Source organism: Methanospirillum stamsii (assembly GCF_003173335.1).
Lineage (GTDB): Archaea > Halobacteriota > Methanomicrobia > Methanomicrobiales > Methanospirillaceae > Methanospirillum > Methanospirillum stamsii.
In genome coordinates this window covers 1-18,110 of sequence record NZ_QGMZ01000010.1, presented here as the reverse complement: position 1 = coordinate 18,110, position 18,110 = coordinate 1, and the positions used below count along the sequence as shown (strand labels likewise).

31 protein-coding genes are annotated in these 18,110 nt (G+C 47.7%); 4 read left to right on the top strand and 27 right to left on the bottom strand.

Annotated elements, in window-relative coordinates:
• The 4 genes from DLD82_RS04350 to DLD82_RS04335 all read right to left on the bottom strand — a co-directional run bounded on the left by DLD82_RS04350 (window position 1) and on the right by DLD82_RS04335 (window position 1,896).
• Window positions 1–369: a response regulator gene (locus DLD82_RS04350; RefSeq protein ID WP_109939891.1), complete on the bottom strand. Its 369-nt coding sequence runs from the start codon at window positions 367–369 to the stop codon at window positions 1–3.
• A gap of 116 nt (window positions 370–485) precedes the next feature.
• Entirely contained in the window at window positions 486–1,160 is a 675-nt protein-coding gene (locus tag DLD82_RS04345; RefSeq protein ID WP_109939890.1) for a 2,5-diamino-6-(ribosylamino)-4(3H)-pyrimidinone 5'-phosphate reductase, read from the bottom strand.
• 8 nt (window positions 1,161–1,168) lie between these two features.
• Window positions 1,169–1,441, bottom strand: a complete 273-nt coding sequence (locus tag DLD82_RS04340) for a DUF1894 domain-containing protein (protein WP_109939889.1) — start codon at window positions 1,439–1,441, stop codon at window positions 1,169–1,171.
• Window positions 1,429–1,896, bottom strand: a complete 468-nt coding sequence (locus DLD82_RS04335) for a DUF1890 domain-containing protein (RefSeq protein WP_109939888.1) — start codon at window positions 1,894–1,896, stop codon at window positions 1,429–1,431. The genes DLD82_RS04340 and DLD82_RS04335 overlap by 13 nt, the downstream gene beginning before the upstream one ends.
• A gap of 104 nt (window positions 1,897–2,000) precedes the next feature.
• Between DLD82_RS04335 and DLD82_RS04330 the strand changes: the two genes are divergently transcribed.
• The 3 genes from DLD82_RS04330 to DLD82_RS04325 all read left to right on the top strand — a co-directional run bounded on the left by DLD82_RS04330 (window position 2,001) and on the right by DLD82_RS04325 (window position 3,652).
• A complete protein-coding gene (locus tag DLD82_RS04330; protein WP_109939887.1) occupies window positions 2,001–2,573 on the top strand; it encodes a hypothetical protein in 573 nt (190 codons plus the stop codon).
• A 653-nt stretch (window positions 2,574–3,226) separates the two neighbouring features.
• Window positions 3,227–3,367, top strand: a complete 141-nt coding sequence (locus tag DLD82_RS18460; protein WP_181391251.1) for a hypothetical protein — start codon at window positions 3,227–3,229, stop codon at window positions 3,365–3,367.
• A gap of 120 nt (window positions 3,368–3,487) precedes the next feature.
• Window positions 3,488–3,652: a helix-turn-helix domain-containing protein gene (locus tag DLD82_RS04325; protein ID WP_109939886.1), complete on the top strand. Its 165-nt coding sequence runs from the start codon at window positions 3,488–3,490 to the stop codon at window positions 3,650–3,652.
• Window positions 3,653–4,388: 736 nt separating this feature from the next.
• On the opposite strand, the gene DLD82_RS04315 is transcribed toward DLD82_RS04325, so the two are convergent.
• The 7 genes from DLD82_RS04315 to DLD82_RS04285 form a co-directional block, all read right to left on the bottom strand.
• Window positions 4,389–4,697, bottom strand: a complete 309-nt coding sequence (locus tag DLD82_RS04315; RefSeq protein WP_109939884.1) for a hypothetical protein — start codon at window positions 4,695–4,697, stop codon at window positions 4,389–4,391.
• Window positions 4,698–4,699: 2 nt separating this feature from the next.
• The gene (locus DLD82_RS04310; RefSeq protein ID WP_219968300.1) at window positions 4,700–4,861 is read right to left on the bottom strand and encodes a helix-turn-helix domain-containing protein; all 162 of its coding nucleotides are present in this window, start codon (window positions 4,859–4,861) and stop codon (window positions 4,700–4,702) included.
• Window positions 4,862–5,190: 329 nt separating this feature from the next.
• On the bottom strand, window positions 5,191–5,397 hold the full coding sequence (locus tag DLD82_RS04305) for a hypothetical protein (protein ID WP_109939882.1): 207 nt from the start codon (window positions 5,395–5,397) through the stop codon (window positions 5,191–5,193).
• A complete protein-coding gene (locus tag DLD82_RS04300) occupies window positions 5,394–5,672 on the bottom strand; it encodes a hypothetical protein (protein WP_109939881.1) in 279 nt (92 codons plus the stop codon). Before DLD82_RS04300 ends, DLD82_RS04305 begins: the two co-directional genes overlap by 4 nt.
• Window positions 5,672–5,965, bottom strand: a complete 294-nt coding sequence (locus DLD82_RS04295; RefSeq protein WP_109939880.1) for a hypothetical protein — start codon at window positions 5,963–5,965, stop codon at window positions 5,672–5,674. Before DLD82_RS04295 ends, DLD82_RS04300 begins: the two co-directional genes overlap by 1 nt.
• Before the next feature lie 2 nt (window positions 5,966–5,967).
• Window positions 5,968–6,270 (bottom strand): hypothetical protein, encoded by a 303-nt coding sequence (locus tag DLD82_RS18455; RefSeq protein ID WP_109939879.1) that lies wholly within the window; start codon window positions 6,268–6,270, stop codon window positions 5,968–5,970.
• A gap of 5 nt (window positions 6,271–6,275) precedes the next feature.
• Window positions 6,276–6,758 carry a hypothetical protein gene (locus tag DLD82_RS04285; protein WP_109939878.1) on the bottom strand — a complete coding sequence of 161 codons (483 nt, stop codon included), beginning with the start codon at window positions 6,756–6,758 and terminating at the stop codon, window positions 6,276–6,278.
• Between the two features lie 1,142 nt (window positions 6,759–7,900).
• On the opposite strand from DLD82_RS04285, the gene DLD82_RS04280 reads away from it, so the two are divergent.
• Window positions 7,901–8,374 carry a hypothetical protein gene (locus DLD82_RS04280; protein ID WP_109939877.1) on the top strand — a complete coding sequence of 158 codons (474 nt, stop codon included), beginning with the start codon at window positions 7,901–7,903 and terminating at the stop codon, window positions 8,372–8,374.
• A 225-nt stretch (window positions 8,375–8,599) separates the two neighbouring features.
• Here the strand turns inward: DLD82_RS04280 and DLD82_RS18450 are convergent, their stop codons facing one another.
• The 16 genes from DLD82_RS18450 to DLD82_RS04200 all read right to left on the bottom strand — a co-directional run.
• Window positions 8,600–8,767 (bottom strand): hypothetical protein, encoded by a 168-nt coding sequence (locus DLD82_RS18450; protein ID WP_181391249.1) that lies wholly within the window; start codon window positions 8,765–8,767, stop codon window positions 8,600–8,602.
• Window positions 8,764–9,327, bottom strand: coding sequence for a hypothetical protein (locus tag DLD82_RS04275; protein WP_109939876.1), 564 nt, complete (start codon window positions 9,325–9,327; stop codon window positions 8,764–8,766). The genes DLD82_RS18450 and DLD82_RS04275 overlap by 4 nt, the downstream gene beginning before the upstream one ends.
• Before the next feature lie 32 nt (window positions 9,328–9,359).
• On the bottom strand, window positions 9,360–9,863 hold the full coding sequence (locus tag DLD82_RS04270) for a hypothetical protein (RefSeq protein WP_109939875.1): 504 nt from the start codon (window positions 9,861–9,863) through the stop codon (window positions 9,360–9,362).
• Window positions 9,864–10,430: 567 nt separating this feature from the next.
• Window positions 10,431–10,727 (bottom strand): hypothetical protein, encoded by a 297-nt coding sequence (locus DLD82_RS04260; protein WP_109939873.1) that lies wholly within the window; start codon window positions 10,725–10,727, stop codon window positions 10,431–10,433.
• Between the two features lie 24 nt (window positions 10,728–10,751).
• Complete coding sequence (locus tag DLD82_RS19300; protein ID WP_281267978.1) at window positions 10,752–10,883, bottom strand: hypothetical protein; 132 nt, start codon at window positions 10,881–10,883, stop codon at window positions 10,752–10,754.
• A gap of 54 nt (window positions 10,884–10,937) precedes the next feature.
• Window positions 10,938–11,192 (bottom strand): glutaredoxin family protein, encoded by a 255-nt coding sequence (locus tag DLD82_RS04255; protein WP_109939872.1) that lies wholly within the window; start codon window positions 11,190–11,192, stop codon window positions 10,938–10,940.
• On the bottom strand, window positions 11,192–11,506 hold the full coding sequence (locus DLD82_RS04250; protein ID WP_109939871.1) for a hypothetical protein: 315 nt from the start codon (window positions 11,504–11,506) through the stop codon (window positions 11,192–11,194). The genes DLD82_RS04255 and DLD82_RS04250 overlap by 1 nt, the downstream gene beginning before the upstream one ends.
• A 232-nt stretch (window positions 11,507–11,738) precedes the next feature.
• Window positions 11,739–14,870, bottom strand: a complete 3,132-nt coding sequence (locus DLD82_RS04240; RefSeq protein ID WP_109939869.1) for a hypothetical protein — start codon at window positions 14,868–14,870, stop codon at window positions 11,739–11,741.
• Complete coding sequence (locus DLD82_RS04235; RefSeq protein WP_109939868.1) at window positions 14,867–15,103, bottom strand: hypothetical protein; 237 nt, start codon at window positions 15,101–15,103, stop codon at window positions 14,867–14,869. Before DLD82_RS04235 ends, DLD82_RS04240 begins: the two co-directional genes overlap by 4 nt.
• On the bottom strand, window positions 15,100–15,321 hold the full coding sequence (locus DLD82_RS04230; RefSeq protein WP_109939867.1) for a hypothetical protein: 222 nt from the start codon (window positions 15,319–15,321) through the stop codon (window positions 15,100–15,102). The genes DLD82_RS04235 and DLD82_RS04230 overlap by 4 nt, the downstream gene beginning before the upstream one ends.
• Window positions 15,318–15,572, bottom strand: coding sequence for a hypothetical protein (locus tag DLD82_RS04225; protein WP_109939866.1), 255 nt, complete (start codon window positions 15,570–15,572; stop codon window positions 15,318–15,320). The genes DLD82_RS04230 and DLD82_RS04225 overlap by 4 nt, the downstream gene beginning before the upstream one ends.
• Window positions 15,569–15,841, bottom strand: a complete 273-nt coding sequence (locus DLD82_RS04220) for a hypothetical protein (RefSeq protein ID WP_181391248.1) — start codon at window positions 15,839–15,841, stop codon at window positions 15,569–15,571. Before DLD82_RS04220 ends, DLD82_RS04225 begins: the two co-directional genes overlap by 4 nt.
• Window positions 15,834–16,034, bottom strand: a complete 201-nt coding sequence (locus DLD82_RS04215; protein ID WP_109939864.1) for a hypothetical protein — start codon at window positions 16,032–16,034, stop codon at window positions 15,834–15,836. Before DLD82_RS04215 ends, DLD82_RS04220 begins: the two co-directional genes overlap by 8 nt.
• On the bottom strand, window positions 16,031–16,384 hold the full coding sequence (locus tag DLD82_RS04210; RefSeq protein ID WP_109939863.1) for a hypothetical protein: 354 nt from the start codon (window positions 16,382–16,384) through the stop codon (window positions 16,031–16,033). Before DLD82_RS04210 ends, DLD82_RS04215 begins: the two co-directional genes overlap by 4 nt.
• 112 nt (window positions 16,385–16,496) lie before the next feature.
• Window positions 16,497–16,652: a hypothetical protein gene (locus tag DLD82_RS18445; protein ID WP_181391247.1), complete on the bottom strand. Its 156-nt coding sequence runs from the start codon at window positions 16,650–16,652 to the stop codon at window positions 16,497–16,499.
• Window positions 16,653–16,793: 141 nt separating this feature from the next.
• Window positions 16,794–18,110: site-specific integrase (locus DLD82_RS04200; protein WP_109939861.1), on the bottom strand; the 1,317-nt coding region annotated here is incomplete at its 5' end.

Genomic DNA, 18,110 nt, shown 5'->3' with positions numbered 1-18,110 from the left:
TCATCCCTGCAATGCCATTTCAATGGTAGCCTTAAGTTGGTTATCGGTAAAGGGTTTTACAATATATCCCCTTGGTTTTGTCTTTTTTGCCCGTTCCATGACGTCGGTGTCAAGAATGGAACTGATATAGACGATTGGGATTTTATATTTTTTATTTATTTCATCAGCTGTTTCTATGCCGTCCATTTCTCCTGGCAGATTAATATCCATCAGAATCAGGGTTGGCATAAGTTTATCAATTCGTGCCAGTGCTTCGGTACTGTCTTCTGCTGTACCTATGACTGTGTATCCCATTTCGGTAAGCCTCCATGAGATAAGATCCGCAATCACCGGATTATCTTCAACGATGAAAATTTTTTCATCCGACACAACAACCTCGAAAAGTTATCATTTCTGATGCAATAAGCTATCGCATTTGCACAGCGAGATGTTCATCCAGATCAAAAAACCTGCATATTTTCAGGTTTTCATCATTTAGGCGGATTCTATTTAACTTTCCAGTGGATAAGTACCCCTTTTTCCATGGGGCTGACACTCGTTAATTCAAGCACCGGGAAATCAGATTCATGGATAAATCCTAATCCATCGGCAAGTGTTGGTGCATCTTCTCCACCGATAATTATGTTGCCCACAAACATAATTAATTCATCAACCAGACCTGCTGATATCATTCCCCAGATAAGAGTCCCGCCACCTTCAACCATCAGTTTTTTAATGCCGGTTTCAGCAAGTTTGTGCATTAAATCCTTAAGATCCACTTGCGACATGCCGGTTTTTATTAGTTCTGCATGAGGGGCAAGGGCGGTAATTCTCTCTGAAGGGGCTGATTCAGCAATTACAATGATTCTTTTTCCAGATCCCTTATGCAGGATTTTTGCATCCGGTGGTGTCCGGGCCTGGCTGTCAACAACAATTCTGACCGGGTGTTCTGGTCTGCCCTGTTTTACCCGTTCTGCGATTCGTTCAGGGGATTTGACGGTAAGTGACGGGTCATCAGCAAGCACGGTTCCAATACCTACCATGATTCCATCACAGCCGGCTTTTATCTCATCAACCCGGTCAAAGTCCACGTTTCCGGATATTTTTACCTGTCTGCGCTCACGGGTGGAAAGTTTCCCATCAGCGCTGACTGCGACATTCACGATTACATATGGGCGCATCTTTTCACCTATGCACGAGAACGAAGACGGGCTATTTCATCAGTTGCATTTGGGACCCGGATCAGAAAGGTTCCATGGCAGGGTTTTGTAAAGGGAAAGAGAAGGGAGTCTCCATCAACAGCAACCCTGATTGGTGGCACTCCGACAATGTGGATATCAAACATCCGGTATCCGGGTTCAATGTCATACTTTTCCGGGTATCGTGCCAGGAATTCACGTGCTTCCCTGAATGATATCTTCGAGAGTACGACTTCATAGGGAAGTGATTCTAAGCATCCCATGGTGCTGCCTCCTCAATTTTTCGCTTTAATGGCATGGGGTTATGGATTGCAGGGTCTGCGATTATTGAGCAGGGAAAGGTAATCTCGCTTGTTACCTGCTCTGCTTCTTCTCCGAAAATGATGGCTGTTACGGGCTTATTTGTGAGAGACTGCATAGTTGCAGCATAACTTATCCCTGCATCGTTATGGACGAACACAAAACTGTTCGTTACTGGTAATTTTTCCTCCGCAAGGGCAGCAATGGTTGCATCCAGGTCTTTCATCTCCATGATATAATGACCATCCGGGTCAGCAACACGGATTAGTTGTCTTGCTGCAGGAGTTCCTGCAATAATGGTCTGATACCCTGCGTTTTTCATCCGGTGGGCAAGATATAGGACAAGACTTGTCTGAACCGGGACTTTTGGACAGCCCATTACCAGGATCGTAACTTTCCTGTCTCTCTCTTCTGGCATCGTTATATACAATATGATATTCGGGTGTATGTAAGAGATACTTTTTTCTATCGATTGTTTTTGATAAAGAAACTTCATGATGTGAAGACACTGTACAAAACTATATGCAAAAAATACATATCTGGATCATCGGGGTGGTCCTTTTTGCTAGTTTAGGTGTATCTGTCTCTGTTATTGGTGCAAATATGACTTTTCTGCCTTGCGGGGACAGTACGTATGATCCTGCCAAACAGTCATGTTGTCAGGGCCAGGTGTATGATGGACTTCACTGGGGAACCTGTAAGGACGCCTGTTATGATATGGAAAAGCAGGTCTGTTGCAATGGCGTTCCGGTGAATGGAACCCGGTGTCTTCCTACCTGTGGCGATTCATTTTACAATCCTACTACCCAGTCATGTTGTCTTGGAGAACCGAGAGACGGACTACTCTGGGGGGTTTGTAATGGGAAATGCTACGATATGACAAATGAAACCTGTTGTAACAACCAGATATATCCGGGCTCTGGATGGCGGAAATGTGGTGATACGTGTTATAATCCAAATAACCAGAGTTGCTGTCTTGGAAAAGCCTATGATGGACTTGGATATACCAAGTGTGGAGATTCCTGCTTTAACCCGAAGACAGAGTCCTGTTGCAAGGGAAAGGTCCTCGAAGGCAAAGTTGAGTGTGCATATTAATAATTAATTTTTAACAACTTTTTTCCGGCGATTTCCCTGTTATTATTCTCACTGATAGTCCAGTTATATCTAAAACCCCCGGTATTGAATAATACTCAAAACTCTCTAAAATCGGAAAGCATCATTTCCTGCCTGTCTCTCTAATCATGTCAACACATTAGAGGATACCTCATTTATATATTCTTCCGGGCCTCACATCGCGGGAGATGCTTATATACTCTGTCACTATTTCAATTCTTCCGGGTCATGAAAAATCGCGTTGGTTTAAATACTCCTCCCTCAATGTAGCGAATTTTTTCTCTGAATGATAACCGAGTGGCGGGTACTCTTCGGACCCCTCTGTATACCTTGGCTTTTTTATCCTACAATCTGGGTTTAAAATCTCTAAAAAACAGTCATTACCATACTCATAGTGTTGTGTGCAAATTTTTGTAACCCAAACACTGATTTCGATTAATTTACCTGGGATGTTAATAATCAGTGAACTGTAATCTGGTTCTTATAAGGGGGCAATAATAAAAAAAAGGAGACGTATACGAAAAATGAATTATGCGCTGACCGGGANNATGCGCTGACCGGGATTCAGGACGTGATGTTCGGTTCCCTGTCGCTGAATCGGTTGAATAACTCTTACATTCGCACGATTGTGTAAGTTGAATATTGTTGAGAGTGATGATTATCATTACTGTGGGGGACTCGCCCGGCTGTATGAGATGATAGGGGGGAGTGTTGATGCTGCAACCTGCCCCACCCTCGGCTGTAAAGGACAGCCGACCCCCTCCGGTCAGAGCTGACCGGTCCATAAGAGAGGTGAGTCCCCTGAGAATAAGGTGCCGCACTCGTCCGGCATGGGTTCACACTGTGAATTACCACGGCGCAGAGATTTAATGATACTTTACAACCTATAGCAACATATGGAAATATTTACCCCGGAAGAAGTCGCGGAAATACTCAAAGTGACACCGTCTACTATTCGGAGATTGTGTAGAGAAAAAAAGATCCATCATTTTCGCATTGGTGCGTTATATCGAATTACTGATGAAAACCTGAAAAAATACCTGGACGATAACATAGGTTGAAAAAAGATATTCCGGGTGACCCAGACCACGGGAACCACCCCGTTTTTTGTTAATCACCCGGACACATACATATCAATCCAATCTGAAATAAAACAGCCGCAAAACAACACCATCCTTTTTGAATATTACCAGCCGGGCAACTGCAACCAGGAACACCGATATTCACAACCGGGTCTCATGTACTATCCTCCGATAAGGGAGAACAGGATAGGAACGGCCGCTCGAATCCATCTCGCGGCTCGCAGCGTAAATGAAACGAAACAAAAAGCACGCGCAGATATTAGATCCCAACCGCTCCCCGCTGGGCTCCCAGCGGGGGAAAGGGCATCGGTTGACCTGCCGGACGGCCTCCCCTCCTGCCGGCCGGGAGAGTCAACTTATGCCCGAACTATCGGACCGGGGATCTGTTCGACGACAGGAGGCTTCAACCGAATGATCATTTTACCCGAAAGAACCGACACCGGGAAATGTCTTACACCTGATGGAAGGGGAGCCGGGAAATAATATCATAGGATCCACTGGTGGCAACAGCCGGAACAAAATATCTTAACGGTCATAAGGGGGACGACAGCGTGACCAGTACGAAAAAATTTAAAAATGCCGTTTTCAACCGATTGAACAAAGGAAAGTACAGGTAACCCGCCCGCGAGGGCGGGAAAAATTTTTTTCCAGTGGAAATAGAGGTAGGATGAGTGGGATAAGTAGGATAAATAAGAGGAGTGGGATTAAGTAAATATTATAAAAATGGAGGCAGATGCGGAAGTCCATCTAACATGGTTGCATCTTTGCCATATTGGAGATCTACCCAATCAATATCAGTTACCATATCCGCAGTAAATGGATCCGGGATTGATTGCCAATCCCGCGGACAAAATGTTATCCCACCATCTTGATAAAAGATCATCGGTACCGTCTGCTCATAATCACTCTCTAATAAGTGCACGGCCATTAATGAACAGGTATCGGAATACACATGCAGTTCCGCCACGTCAATTATTTTTATTTCCCCCCCAAAAAATGGAACTGGGTCTGATGTTTGTAACATAATTACACCTGAGTTTTGTTTTTTATAATAAATTTTTTTATATCTGCCTCATCTATCCGGTAATCTCTACCTATCCGGACGGCCGGGATCTCTCCTCTCCCGATCAGTAAACGAATTGTTGTAGGAGCAACCGCCAGGTACTGAGCTGCAGTTTTAGTTGTCATTAATGTCATTTTTTTACCTCCTTTAATGCCTGTTCCTGACGCGCCCGCTGAAACCTCTTGCATATGTCTAATAGAGGATCGTAATCTTTACATTTTGAACAGAGAGGATAATACCAACATCCGCCCGGCACAGGGGATCCATTCATCCCGCTCATATTATATCGCCTCCGGGAGTATAGGCTTGTGTATGCCCCGGGTGGCTAGCTGCTGGACCCCATAATATTTGCATTTGGGGTTGTTACAGGTGCAATAAATCCATGTCCTGATAACTGTGACCGTACACTCTGATCCACACCTGCAGGTGTACCGCGGGATAAAATCAGGTGCCATTATAGCACCTCCTGAATCGGCGCACAAAGATTCATTTCATGGATAATTGTGTCTTTAATGCTGTCCGGATTTTGCCCGTTTTCCACGCGGTAGGTAGTGAGGATAAACGATTCCCATGCCTCTTGTATCTCTTCGAGGGTGTTTGCCTCACCCTCAATCTCGATGGTAACACCATTAATTTCGGTTGACAACCGCAGCAGGATCATAAGTATCTCTCCTGTCTCGGGTCCTGATTATTTTCAATCTCTTCGAGGTCCTCCGAAAGGGAGCGGAGGTTTTTAATCAAATCCTCTGCTGCGATAATTGTATCATCAACCTCTCCGGACTCCTCAACAGATGCGCACCATTGAGAAGCGAACTCTTCCAGCAGGCTGTTTATTTCCCGGCATTTTGCGTCTATATCATCCCGGGTATATCGGGGATCTCTTGGTTCCAACCAGCGGGCATGCGCCCGGGCAACCTGAGCGGAAAGAGAGGACATTAAAGATCCTCCTCCGGTTCCGGTTCGTATCGCGCCCGCATCAGTTCCTCCTCTAGGTTTTCGAGCGAATCGAAAAATTGAGGCAATACTTTTTGCATCTCCGCGAGGTCCTGAAACATAGAAACATGATCGATATCCTCCGGGAGGAGGTCGCAATAATACCCTTTAAAGTGATCAAGAGCTTTGGTTATTTCCTCGCTGATTTCCCGCTTTTCTTTATCTATCTCATCTTCGGTGCGGGGATGAGTATAAAGAGAGGATTTGTAAGAGGCTGATCCTATTGCTGATAACATGTTTAGGCCTCCGCGAACATTGCCCGAAATGCCCCCGGCGCTGTTTCTCGGGCGTGGTATTGCGCAATTATCCTATCAGCATGTGGCCGTCTGATCTCAAGTGTTGCTGTGACGATCAACACCTCCGGGTGATATTCGAGTACATCGCGAAATGCGAGGTTTACCGCGGCCCGTTCGATATCATAATCTGGTGTATGGTCATCCTCTAAATAATGTCGCCATTTTGCAACATATTTTCGCATAAGGTGGTTGAAATCGTGATCATTTACAATTTCATAGGTAGTAGTGGAATAAATCGAAGACATGGATTTTAGGCCTCCGCTGCGTTTTTGTAGGGATATACATAGCCTTCGAACGTTTCACGCCGGATTTGCCGGCCTATCTCCTCTTCTACCCGGTGGGACGAATACCGGATTTGTTCCCGGCCAGATAAAAACGCGATCGTCCGGGTGAATGAAAAGAGATCCGCGAGTCCTTCAACCGGAAATCTAACCCGGTATTCCCGGTTGGGATCGTTTAAGGTATCATAGAGATATGCAACTCCACATTCCCAGATGCACCGGGCGGTAGTATACGCCTCTTCTCCGTTCCCGGCGTTGAGTTCATCCCGGTTTATTCCGGTGACGTTGTGACCGGTTACAAACCGGTCGAACTCTTGAGCGGGGATAATGTAATGCCGTTCTTCTCCGGCGACTTGGGCGGTAATGTGTACCGCACAGTTTTCTGTGGTATAGGCATATCCGGCAGTTTTAGACCGGACAGTGTTTTGGTTTGTTTTGGTCTGGTTTGTCATACTAACTCACCTATATTACATCGACGTAAAAGCATATAAAACTATCTAAAAGAACACGAAAAAACAAAAAACAACATAAAATAACACAGGACAACACAAAACGATACATACGAAGAACCACATCTTCCACTGGAAAAAAATTTCGGCCGCCCTCACGGGCGGTTACCTGTACCGCGTTTCTTCGTTGGTCCGGTTGTCGATACCAGCGGTTGGATAGATCATAATTCCCGGCTGGGATCATCTCAACATAAAATTCGATGTTCCGGCTGTGGTTGCACGTTTCCGTTACGCTGCGAGGCGCGAGATGGATTCGAGCGCCCGGACTATTCCTTTTTCCCTCAAATAAGCGTGCCCGAAAACCAACGCTGTGAAGGGTATCAGAGCGGTCTATCAGATGCCGAGGCTGTGAATATATCGATCGGGTTCGGTTTACCCGGCTGTAATCAATCTATAAGAGCACGAGATCCACTCTCTATTTCCGGAAAAGTCCCACCCCACATATAAACCGGTGTCAATTGAAACGTAAATCTCGCCGCCCCTAGAAAAAACCCACCCACCCACCCCAGAAAATAAGCAGCTGGGACGCTTCGCGAGGGGTCGTCCCTTCGGGCCGCCCCCCACCCGGCTGCTTATATTATTGCGTTTTTCATAGAATGCCCGCAAAATCGTTTCCAATAGATCCGGTCAGTCTTTAGACTGATCCGGAGCCTGCAGACCGCCAACGGAGCCAAAAAGCGAAGTGCGTTATTAGGCTGCAGCAATTCCCCCTGGGGGGCTGGGGGGAAGCGTATGAGCAGACTATCTCCAGGAGTCCGGCACTCTTTTGCGGGCCGAACCCGAGGAGGACTCCACTATCACCACCGGGCTCCCGGTGGATCTTCCCGCAGAAAAACGTTTGCATGGGACCCGGCTCCGGGACCCAAGGTGCGAGCGACGAACCCCGGCTGTCCTTTACAGCCGGACGTGAGGGTTTTTCGAGGCACCCTTCAAGCGGGTTTGGCGCTGAAGGGCACGGCCCAGCTCTGGGCCGGTGGGGTAGTTGGGTGGTCGCAGGGGCGAATCCCCCCGGATGATCTCTTTCGTAGCAGGTCGCATTAGTAATATTTATCTTACTAGTCGCATAAGTAAGATGAGTGAGATACATGCCACAGATGAAAAAAATCAGTATAACTCTCCCAGAAGAACTCATAAACGCCGTAACCGCAGTTCATCCGGAAGCGCCGCTATCAAAAGCGATAGCCCTCGAGCTACAAAAAAGCCTGCAGGCAGATCCTGCACCATCTATTCTCACGACACACCAGGAACAGACCGCCCCGACTCTTACCCCTGATCTCATCAATCAGATTCGGGATATGGTCCGGGAAGAAATGCGAGTGACTCCCACATCAGGAACAACCGAGCCAACAATAGTAACTGATCCGATTATCATTCAATCAGATTCAGAATGGTTAACAAATGGCGATGTTGCGGCGATGCTCCCCGCTGATATCCCAATTGGCACCAGAAGTTCTAGGGTCAGCCGTGCGGTTTCAAAAAAATTACTGATAACAAAGCCCGGGAACTCAAAACAAATCAGCCGGGAATCCGCTTTAGCCTGGGTTACATCCCAATCATAATTTTTTAAAACGGAGTCGGGATATCCGTTTCAGGCGGGTGAATTCCAGAGTAAAACAGACGTGTACGAGAATTTCGATGAAGACAATAACCGGATGACCCGAGGTTTATCATCCGGTTACAATGAGAGAAAGGGAATTGACCCCCATTCCCCCAAATGCCGAGAAACGTATGCCCCTACACAACGCGGCACTATAGAGTCTACCTCATTTCAAATAACATCTTAGTTATTTCCACGGGTCGAGTATCTCAACATTCCCGTGTTCATCTGCCCGGAGCAGGTTAAACACATTCCGGGCACTCCGCATATATCGCAGATACACCCCGGCAACTGCAAGTGAGTTGACCAGGGAGATCCCCACCGATACAAAAGCGGTGATTGATTCAATGTTCATTCATCCCCTCCGAATACGATCCTCTCGGTCATATTCATGTTGCCTACTACATCGCTGGCGTGTCTGGTTTCAGTCCCGTTTTTATCAACTGACTTTGCCCGGGCAATCATCATACCGGACCCGTTGACCATGGTGACCGCTCCGGTCTGTGAAGGATCAAGAGTCCTGGTTGAAACGTACTGCCCGGTCTGCATCAGTCCCATGTAATTTATCTCATCGCGGCTTGGCGTTCCATTCTCCGGAAGAGCAAATACACAATTTTCAGATGGTCCGGTCTGGTTCGTTCCCTGCCCGGAGTATTCATCTACTCCAACCGGACCAGCCGACTGAACATTAGTCCGGGTTGAAACTTTTCCGTCATTGCCAACATCCAGATTTCTCATGAGAACTGCCATGTTCGTTGTGAACAGGTTCGCCGCGTATGTCTGCCCCTGGCCTATGACCGTCGAGGATACCCAGGACGACCCATCACAAACGATCGTTGATGATACCGAGTCTGCACCGACTAAACCGGCGATGAGAAGACAGGCACATCCTATGATTACATAACCCAATTCCATCTCATCACCTCGGAAAAAATGAGAATATTGGATTATGCGAGAGCGGGTATTGCGTCTGCCCAGGTCTCAATGGTTGTGAGAATGCTGTCAGCCTCGTAACTGGAAATGTTGATTGCATCGCGGCTGAACCGGACGTTATAGAGTTCTCCGGTGTCGGTGTGGCACTTGAGGGTAACAGAGAAGCTGTCCTCTGAACTGTCATGTGATGCAGTTCCACCCATTGCAGAAGCGAGAGCGGCATTTCCCTGGATGGTTGAAATGTTCGTATCAAAAGATCCGGAAGTCGGCGCCTTTACGGAAATCTGTCCAACTTTTTTTCCCTGAACATTTTCATAAACGACCTTTCCGGAGTAGTACTCGCTGGTTTTCTGAACTGGTGACAGCGTTTCCCCCCCGGAAGTATAGGAAGTACAGCCCCACGGGTTGTCAGTGATGATGGCGCTGATGATAGTGTTCATTGCATCCTTGGTTGCAAATGGAGTTGCAAGCTTACGCTCAGCACTCTTAACGGTCGACTTTGCGACAAAATCTGCCATTTTCGATTTCCCCCCGTCACTGGTTGTGACAATTAATATTAGCCGGATATTTATATATGGTTAAAAAGATTTGAAAATGGAGGGAGCGGGAAGCGCCATTTAGAGATTTATGAGTACGATAGCCCCCCGTAACTGAAATATCAAATTAAAATTGTTTTCGGCCTACTACGAAAGAGATCATCCGGGGAGTTCGCCCCTGCGACCGTCACCCCCCTTGATGCCCAGAGCTGGGCATCATCCCCCTCTGCCAAGCCCATCGGGGGATACCTCGAAAAACCCTCACGTCCGGCTGTAAAGGACAGCCGGGGTTCGTCGCTCGCACCTTGGGTCCCGGAGCCGGGTCCCATGCAAACGTTTTTCTGCGGGAAGATCCACCGGGAGCCCGGTGGTGACCGGTTGAAGCCTCCTGTCGTCGAACAGATCCCCGGTCCGATAGTTCGGGCATAAGTTGACTCTCCCGACCGGCAGGAGGGGAGGCCGTCCGGCAGGTCAACCGATGCCCTCTACTCCGCTGGGAGCCCAGCGGGGAACATCAATTAATTTTAGAGAGAAAAATAGAAATTTTTTTCATTCAACTACCCCAAACAAAGCCGCCTTTCTCCTCGGCCACTTATTAATCATATTCACCACCTGACGCCGGATAGCCAGGAACAACACTCCATTGACCGTAAACTTAACCGCTTTCCCGGGAGTAGAAAGATCCATCTCTCCGGAAGGAAGGATCGGGAACGGTTCAACCCCTCCACAGGTAAGGATCACATCTGCCTTTGTTACTCTTCCAATTTCTCCGGAGCCGTCAACAATGACAAGAATCTCATCGTTTTCTCCGGGTAATAATCTTCCAACTTTTAGATAACCGCTCATCCTTGTTTCCACAGTTTATTATGTTCAGACTTTCGGGGGAAAGGAACATGGAACACCAAACCGCAGTTGTAACAATGATAATGGGGAGCAGGCTGATCCAATACCCAGGACCGGCCACTCATCCACACGATACCACCAAGACAGCAGCGAGGACATACAAGCTCCGGAACCAAATTATCATTATACCGTCCGAAAGGAGGGAGAAAGGATCTAAGACCGGAGAGCCGCCAGTATCCCAGGTTGAAAATCCCCATCTTCGGATAGGATCTCTTTGAACTCATACGCCCGTTTTCCTATCAACAAAACCGGTGCCTCTCTGGCGAAACACCCAAGAACCCGGAGATCAACCATGCTCATTTTATCCTGCATGTCTCGCTCTTCGTATTCGATACCGGCTTCGGTTAATTTTTCTTTAAGCCGTTCACAATTCGGGCAGACTTCAAGAGTAAATACAACCGGCTTCATCAATCATTCCTCCGGACCGGACAGACCCCATAAGTTTTATCTCCAACCTGCAGGCAGATCAGATCCCCAACATCATCACTCTTATTTGGATTATCATCTGACATTTTCCAAAAACTCATTTTGATATCTCCCATATCTTTTTTCGGGAAATCCCCTTCGTGTCTCTTGACAATCTCTTGTAAAAATTCGAGGAGAACCGCACCATCAAACCAACCGGATGATGTTTGTTCTATCATCCGATTGGTAAACGGGCCAACCACTCCGCCAACTCCGACCATTTTCTGTAAACAAAAATCCTCAATCATTAAACTCATAATTTCAATCCCCTATCCAGTGGACATGATGAAGCCTGAAAAGTCCCATCGGGCAGCGTGTGGAACGTGTGATTTTGCTTGTTAATCGCACAAAAATAATAATTTGGACTGTATTGTAGGTGCGAACATTTAATCCAGTATTTTTTAAGTCCGCCGCAATCTTGAGGGATGGCAACACAACTGATACATTTTCGACCACCTTTTTTTATCTTCTCATAACTTTTCTTAACCTTCACACGCTCATCCCCTGTCTCTCCTGTTCCCGGGAAAAGCAATTATCACACAATCCGAGGTAGTTTTCCTTATCGTACCATTTCATCTCATTCTGATGACAGACATCACAACGCCCACGGGGGCCATTGGTCCGGACCATTCCGGAAATGTTCACCGTCCCGGGTAAAACGGTGAAGGTCTTACTGATTTTATCCCTGGCCTTGTCCCGGCACTTCTGGCAAATCTTCCGGGTAGTAAACCGTTTCTCTTCTTTCATGGCCGGAGTGACTTTCTCAGTATATTGAACCCATTTACCACCACAGACCGCACAGGGTCCGGACCATACCCCATTGATAGGGGTGTAGTCATCCGGATCAATCTGAGATAGTGCTACCCGCTCAACTGGCGGAACCGGCGGGGTAGTGGCGGATACTGGCGGAACACTTCCGCCTATTAAACCATCGCTGTTTTTTGAATCTGCCGGAGAAGAAGAGCCTGATGAGATATTTTGATCCATGGTGGCGGAAAGGCGGAAAGTTTCCGGTGCAGAGTCATACATGATCGCTGGTTCGTGTGTGCTCTGTAAATTCTCATCTTTCCGCTCATTATAATAAAAATTATTTTTATTATTGTTTTTAGTAGAATCGTCCTCAATCTGGTCGCCGTTATGCGGCGGAAGACTTCCGCCACCCTTCCGCCCACTTCCGCCACTTCCGCCGGTATCATCATCATGGTCATTGCTCCGGTCTAACCAACACCCACCACCGGAAGCCCAGGCAGTATAACGGTCATGATCCCAATAGTATACCTTCTGCCTTCGGCTGGTGCCTCCGTTTTCTGAAGTATCTGTCCGGTCAAGAACAGATATAGCCGGGCACTTTTCAAGGAGTCCGGAGTAATGAGCCTGATGACTAGACCCACCATTCAGAAGTTTTCTGATGGCATTGTATGACTTATCCGGAAGAAGATCCCGAAGTTCTGTTACAGTGAATTCATACCGGTGTGTTTTCTCTATGGCCTGAATCAGTTCAGACTCTGACCGGGTAAGCTTCGACATCTGCCCACCGGACTCACCATTAAGAGCCTGATACATCTGACAGGCGATCTTGAAATCATCAGTCGTGGCATGAATCACCCGGCCAACTTTAAGCTCAGTCTCCTCTCGCTGGTACTGGTGGATGATTGCTATCGACTTCACCAAGTCCAGGAGCATACCCGGGTTTCTCCGGTTCGCTACAGACGAGAACCTAATCTGTTCAGCGTAGGGAATGACCACATGTGCCGGCAACAACTGTGCCCAGATATGTTGACAGACGATCATCTCATCCCGGACATGTTCGGTTTCATCCGGAAGTTGAGCCGCCGCGAAGAGTTCGCGGGTCAATACTTTTTCGTCCTGCTCCGGACTGTCATCAATCCAGCAGGTAAGCATGCGATTCCACACCTGATCGTCTCCGGTCCCGTCCATCTTGGCAACCCACCAGACACACCGTTCAGGAATGACACAGGTCTGCCCTTTCCGGTCTTTGTTCACCGTCCGGTAGATGAACGGTTTCTTAAACGAGGTGGTAACTCCCTTAAGTGTCTCCTGCATCTGTTCGGAGAGAGAAATATCATCAAGACAGATAGCAGAACCCGCCCGGAGATCCTCCGCATAGAAGAGTGCCTTATCTGATAATCTCCCATCGAGGCGGTATTCTTTCGGGATGTGCTGAATCATCGTATCGAAAGCGTGAGACTTTCCTTTTCCTGACTCCCCGGTCACCAGAACATGAAGGCCGTTCGAGTTGATGACCGACCGGGACGCAAATGACATAATCAGGCACCGGGCGACAACCTCATCACCCTCATGGTCAGCCGCGAAGGAATCGAGGATATATTGTATGGGATCTCCTTCCCGGAGCACCCGGGCAGCTTCAGCCGTGTGATCGACCATTTTGTTAACGTCAACAATATGATCTGATTCTGCTTCGTTTGCCGGACCACACCCTAGCGCCTCTCCAATTGCAGATTTAACCTCTGCCGGAACATTCCCGTAATACTCATTCTTAGATTGTGCCCGGGTCCTGGCGTCCTGTCTCCTCTTCTGGTCATATTCCTCGGAGGTCATCTGGCTCGGGCGTCGCTTCGCTCCGCCCTCGCGAACCCCCTCATACATCTCCCGGAGTTCTGCCCATCGCTGTTGTCCGGCGCCGCATGAGTTATGATGACATCCGGCAAATATTGCACCACTACTAAACTGGATAGCATAGGCGCCGTCTTTGTGTGCTCCGGAAAATGGGCAGTCGTCCAGGACAAAGAGCCGGCCACCGGAGTATGATTTCTCTTCATACCCGATTCCATGAGATGAGAGCCAGTCGCTCAGGTCTATACTACCAGTCGTATCAGCCCCACTTATCCGACTAGTAGGATTTTTCTTACTTTCATCCTCTTTTTTGAGTGATGCCAGAAGCATCAGATCAGATACCGGAACCTGCCGGAACTCTTCCGGACAATCAAGAATTTCTGATCTCCGGTGCGGCCGATCTTCGGTGTGATCTCCCTTCCTGGATACCGTCCCGTATAACTTCCAGATACGGGAGGCGTTATGATTCGCAGTATCCACGGATGATTTCTCATCGCTGAAAAACTGTGAAAGAGTGGTGAGACAATCCTTTACTAGTTCGGTTGACTCCTTATCATTCGGAAGGTCAATCCGGTATAGTAGATGCGCACCATTCCCGGAGTCGGCCAGTATCGGAGCCGGCCAGCCCATTTCAGAGAGGAACCCTTTGATCTTTGCTGCTTTGACTAAGGCCTCTCCATGCTCCATGTTCGAGGATGAGATCCCTGATGGCCGGGTAGGGTCGATATCAACCGGGAACCAGACCCGCCGGGTAATGTCCTGGTCGGATGTTGAAGCATCACTCTTCCCCTGTTTTGAAACCCGATTTACCTTTCTGGCGAGTAAGGCCGGATTAACCGGGTTAAGGGTGAAGTAGATTCCTTTAAACTGTGGCGTTGAGTCAAGAGTTTCTGTATCAGCCGCGAGTTTTTCAAAGTCGTTATAGTACCCCGAGAACGTCCCCGTGTCGGAGAGTGCCCGGACCTCTACAACCTGACCGGATGAGAACAGGACCTTACAGGATTCGAGTATTTCAGCGGCACTCATACCAGTCCCCGTTTCATGTCGGTTGCCCGGGTTGCACTCGTATTATAGGATGATAAGGCCAGCATCGCCGCCCGGTCTGAATTCTCCCCTCGGGCACACAAAACCGCCTGCCCTGAAAAACCGCAATTCTCACAGAAACAGGTGAAGGTTTGCTCCCCCTGTCTGACCGGTTTTTTTGTAATCCGTATAGAATCGCGAGAATGACAGTTGGGGCATGGAATGATAGGGGTCATTCATCCTCCGGTCGCCAACGCTGCGCCTTTCTATCCCAACTGATCGCCGCATACTCCTGTATGGCTGAATCAGGCACGGCGTTTGTTGCTACAACCTCGCCTAATTTCAGCCCACAATTCGGGCACTGAAAATACCCGGATTTATGAGATCTACCGCTCGGCTCAATTTTAAAAACCGCATGCCCGGAGCATCGCGGGCATGAATTCACGCCATTCATGCGATCACCTCCGGGGAGACTACCCATGCCCGGGTCCTCGATGAAGGAGAATACACCTCAAAATGGGCATCACAAATCCGGCTGATTTTCATGCTGATAGATTTTCGCTCCGGCCCCCGGGTTCTGGAAAAACCTAGATATGATTCGATGTTTTTTCGTGAGATTATCCGGGACCCATCCGGTTTTTGATTATACCAGTCGCGGACCACGGCCATTATCGCAGCCTCGGTGATTACATCCGCGGTGGTCATTCGATCCACTCCTCACCCGTCGCGATTCGGAGAATATAATCGCGAACCTCTTTTGATACGATTTTTACCTGGGTTGGTCCGGGGAGATAATCGTATGAAATCATGTGTTCCCGGTTGCCCTGGCTGGAATCAATGATAGCAAGGAGAGCCGTTTTCCATAGTCCAGGAACCCGGAGCCGGATTAATTTCTCGGGAGTGTGTACGAAGAAATATTCAGGCGGGCTTGATCTCATTGGTCCGGTGCCATATTGCGGCATGTCTTCAGTCAATGACATCACCCTCTTCAACCGGAAAGATAGGTCTCATTCCTTCAATCAGGATACAAACCCAGATCGTCTCGCCATCGTCTAACCGGACTGGCCGGGCAGCATTACAATGCACCCCTCTGCAATAGACAATAAACTGACCGGATGAAATGAACGGGCAAATTCGGCGTTTAATTGATTCATCAGCATATTTCATACCGCATCACCCCTAACCGCAGGGTCCCAATGTTCGATTGGGGCGGCTCCTCCTGCGCTTATCACCCACCGATCCCACCCGGGAGATCGACACAACCATAGCTGTAATTCACCTGGGCATGGCCCACTCGATAAACTCCGGGCTGCTAATCGAACATATCCCGAAAATGTCGTCAATCTGGATTTTTTAGATGAGTGCACCACCACGCACAACACATGACCGGGTTTCCATGCAATTATATCAAAAAAATTTACGGGTTTGGCGATTCGTTCGGTTGAGTATCCGGCACCTGCTAAAATATGAATCGCCTCGCGAACCGCTGTACGTCCGGCTAGCCATCCGGTGCTCATACATCCTCCAACCGTCGACGTGCAATATTTTTATCAACACAAAAATGAAATCTACACATCACAGCCCCTGCAGCCATCCCTCGACGACCAATCAGTGAGATGTTCGGGGGCTCTAGTCTCGTTCGATTTTTTCGCATCGTACCACCGGTTTTTCATTCATATTCATCACAATCGCTCCTTTTCTCTGTAGGAATTCACCAAGTCCGATGAATCCGGTTCGATTCTCGTACGCTTCGATAACGTCTGTTCTGACAAAATATGGGGTCATGATATCACCCGCCCAATTTACCATTTTTATTAGGCATTTATGAGGTGTGAAATTCGAGGCATATAATATAACCGCTCCTCATTTACAAAATTTTTAAATAAAAAGGAAGCGAATGGCCCCTCCCCTAGACTGTATTTTTTTTTACATATTGATGCTCGCGCTAGTGGCCTTCTCCATCCGCGATTTCTGCTCTTGAAGAAATTCTGTTAGTAAGTCAACATTCTCCAACATCCATGCCTGAAAATCAGCGGTTGATGCAAGTTCCTTTTTGTCAAGCGGATGACTACAGATATGACAATATTTTGAAACCGGGCTGTTAATCTCGTGGCAATGAGGGCAGATTTTTGGTTCAATCTTCCCTTCAGTCACCTGGGTTGTTGTGTGCTCTATTCCATATAATTTGAAGATTTCCCGGTCAGTGTCATCTCCATTCAGATGGGCGTAATCTCGGAACATTTTTGTTTCGATGGTTCCCCACATCATCATTTTAATAACCGATTCGCTCACTCCCTGTTGTAACAAATGGGTAATTCGGGAGTGTCGGAATAAATGTAGTGTAAAATGTCTCTCTATACCCGCTCGTTTCTGTAATCGATCTAGTTGTCGGGAGATTGCTGCATGAGTCATCGGTTTCCCACGTTCATTCAGGAACACTAAGGAATCCCCGGATGGGTCGCCAGGATAAACAGAACGCCACTTCGTAAGATACTCTTTCGACATAACCAGCCGGACATGGCGGGTTTTTTCGGTTTTGAATCTGACCGTTGCAACAATCCCGGTCCCATCGAAAGCCAGGTGTGACCATCGCATTTCTCCGATTTCCCCACATCGAAACCCCCCTTCATAGAGCGTCATAAACATCGCCCGGTCTCGGTCTGAACAGCACGCTTCGATTAGTGCTGTAATTTCTTCAGGGCTGATGAGATCGGCATCCGTTTTTGTTGATATTTTTGTAGGAGTTTTTATCGCCCGGATTTTTTTCTCCGGTAAATTGGTTAGTTCTGAATCAATCATCCAAAGAAAAAACGATTTCAGGATTTGAACAAGGTCGGCTTTAGTGTTCTGGGAATATTGTTCTCCCTTCAATGTCTCCCCGGTTTTTATGGAGTTGACCGCTGTATAAATGGTTAAAACATCGGCATTGCGGAAGTCAGTTGTGAGAAACCTTCGGATAGTAACGAGACTGGATATCAGTTTGAGCAATCGTTTTGAGCTTATACGACTTACAACCGTTCTCTCTGCCAGGTATGCCCGGATAAGGGTTACATCATCCGGAGAGAGTTCGCCCCGTTCAAGGGCATTATTAAGGGTCCGTATTGGATAATCTTTCTTAAAGTTATGAAACCTGTCGTTATCTGTGTAGATAGTTTGCAGGGGCATCGGGGAAAAAATAGGGGAGTGTACAAGATAAATATTCGGAAGAGAACCGAACATCGTGTCCGGATGCGCTGACCGGGA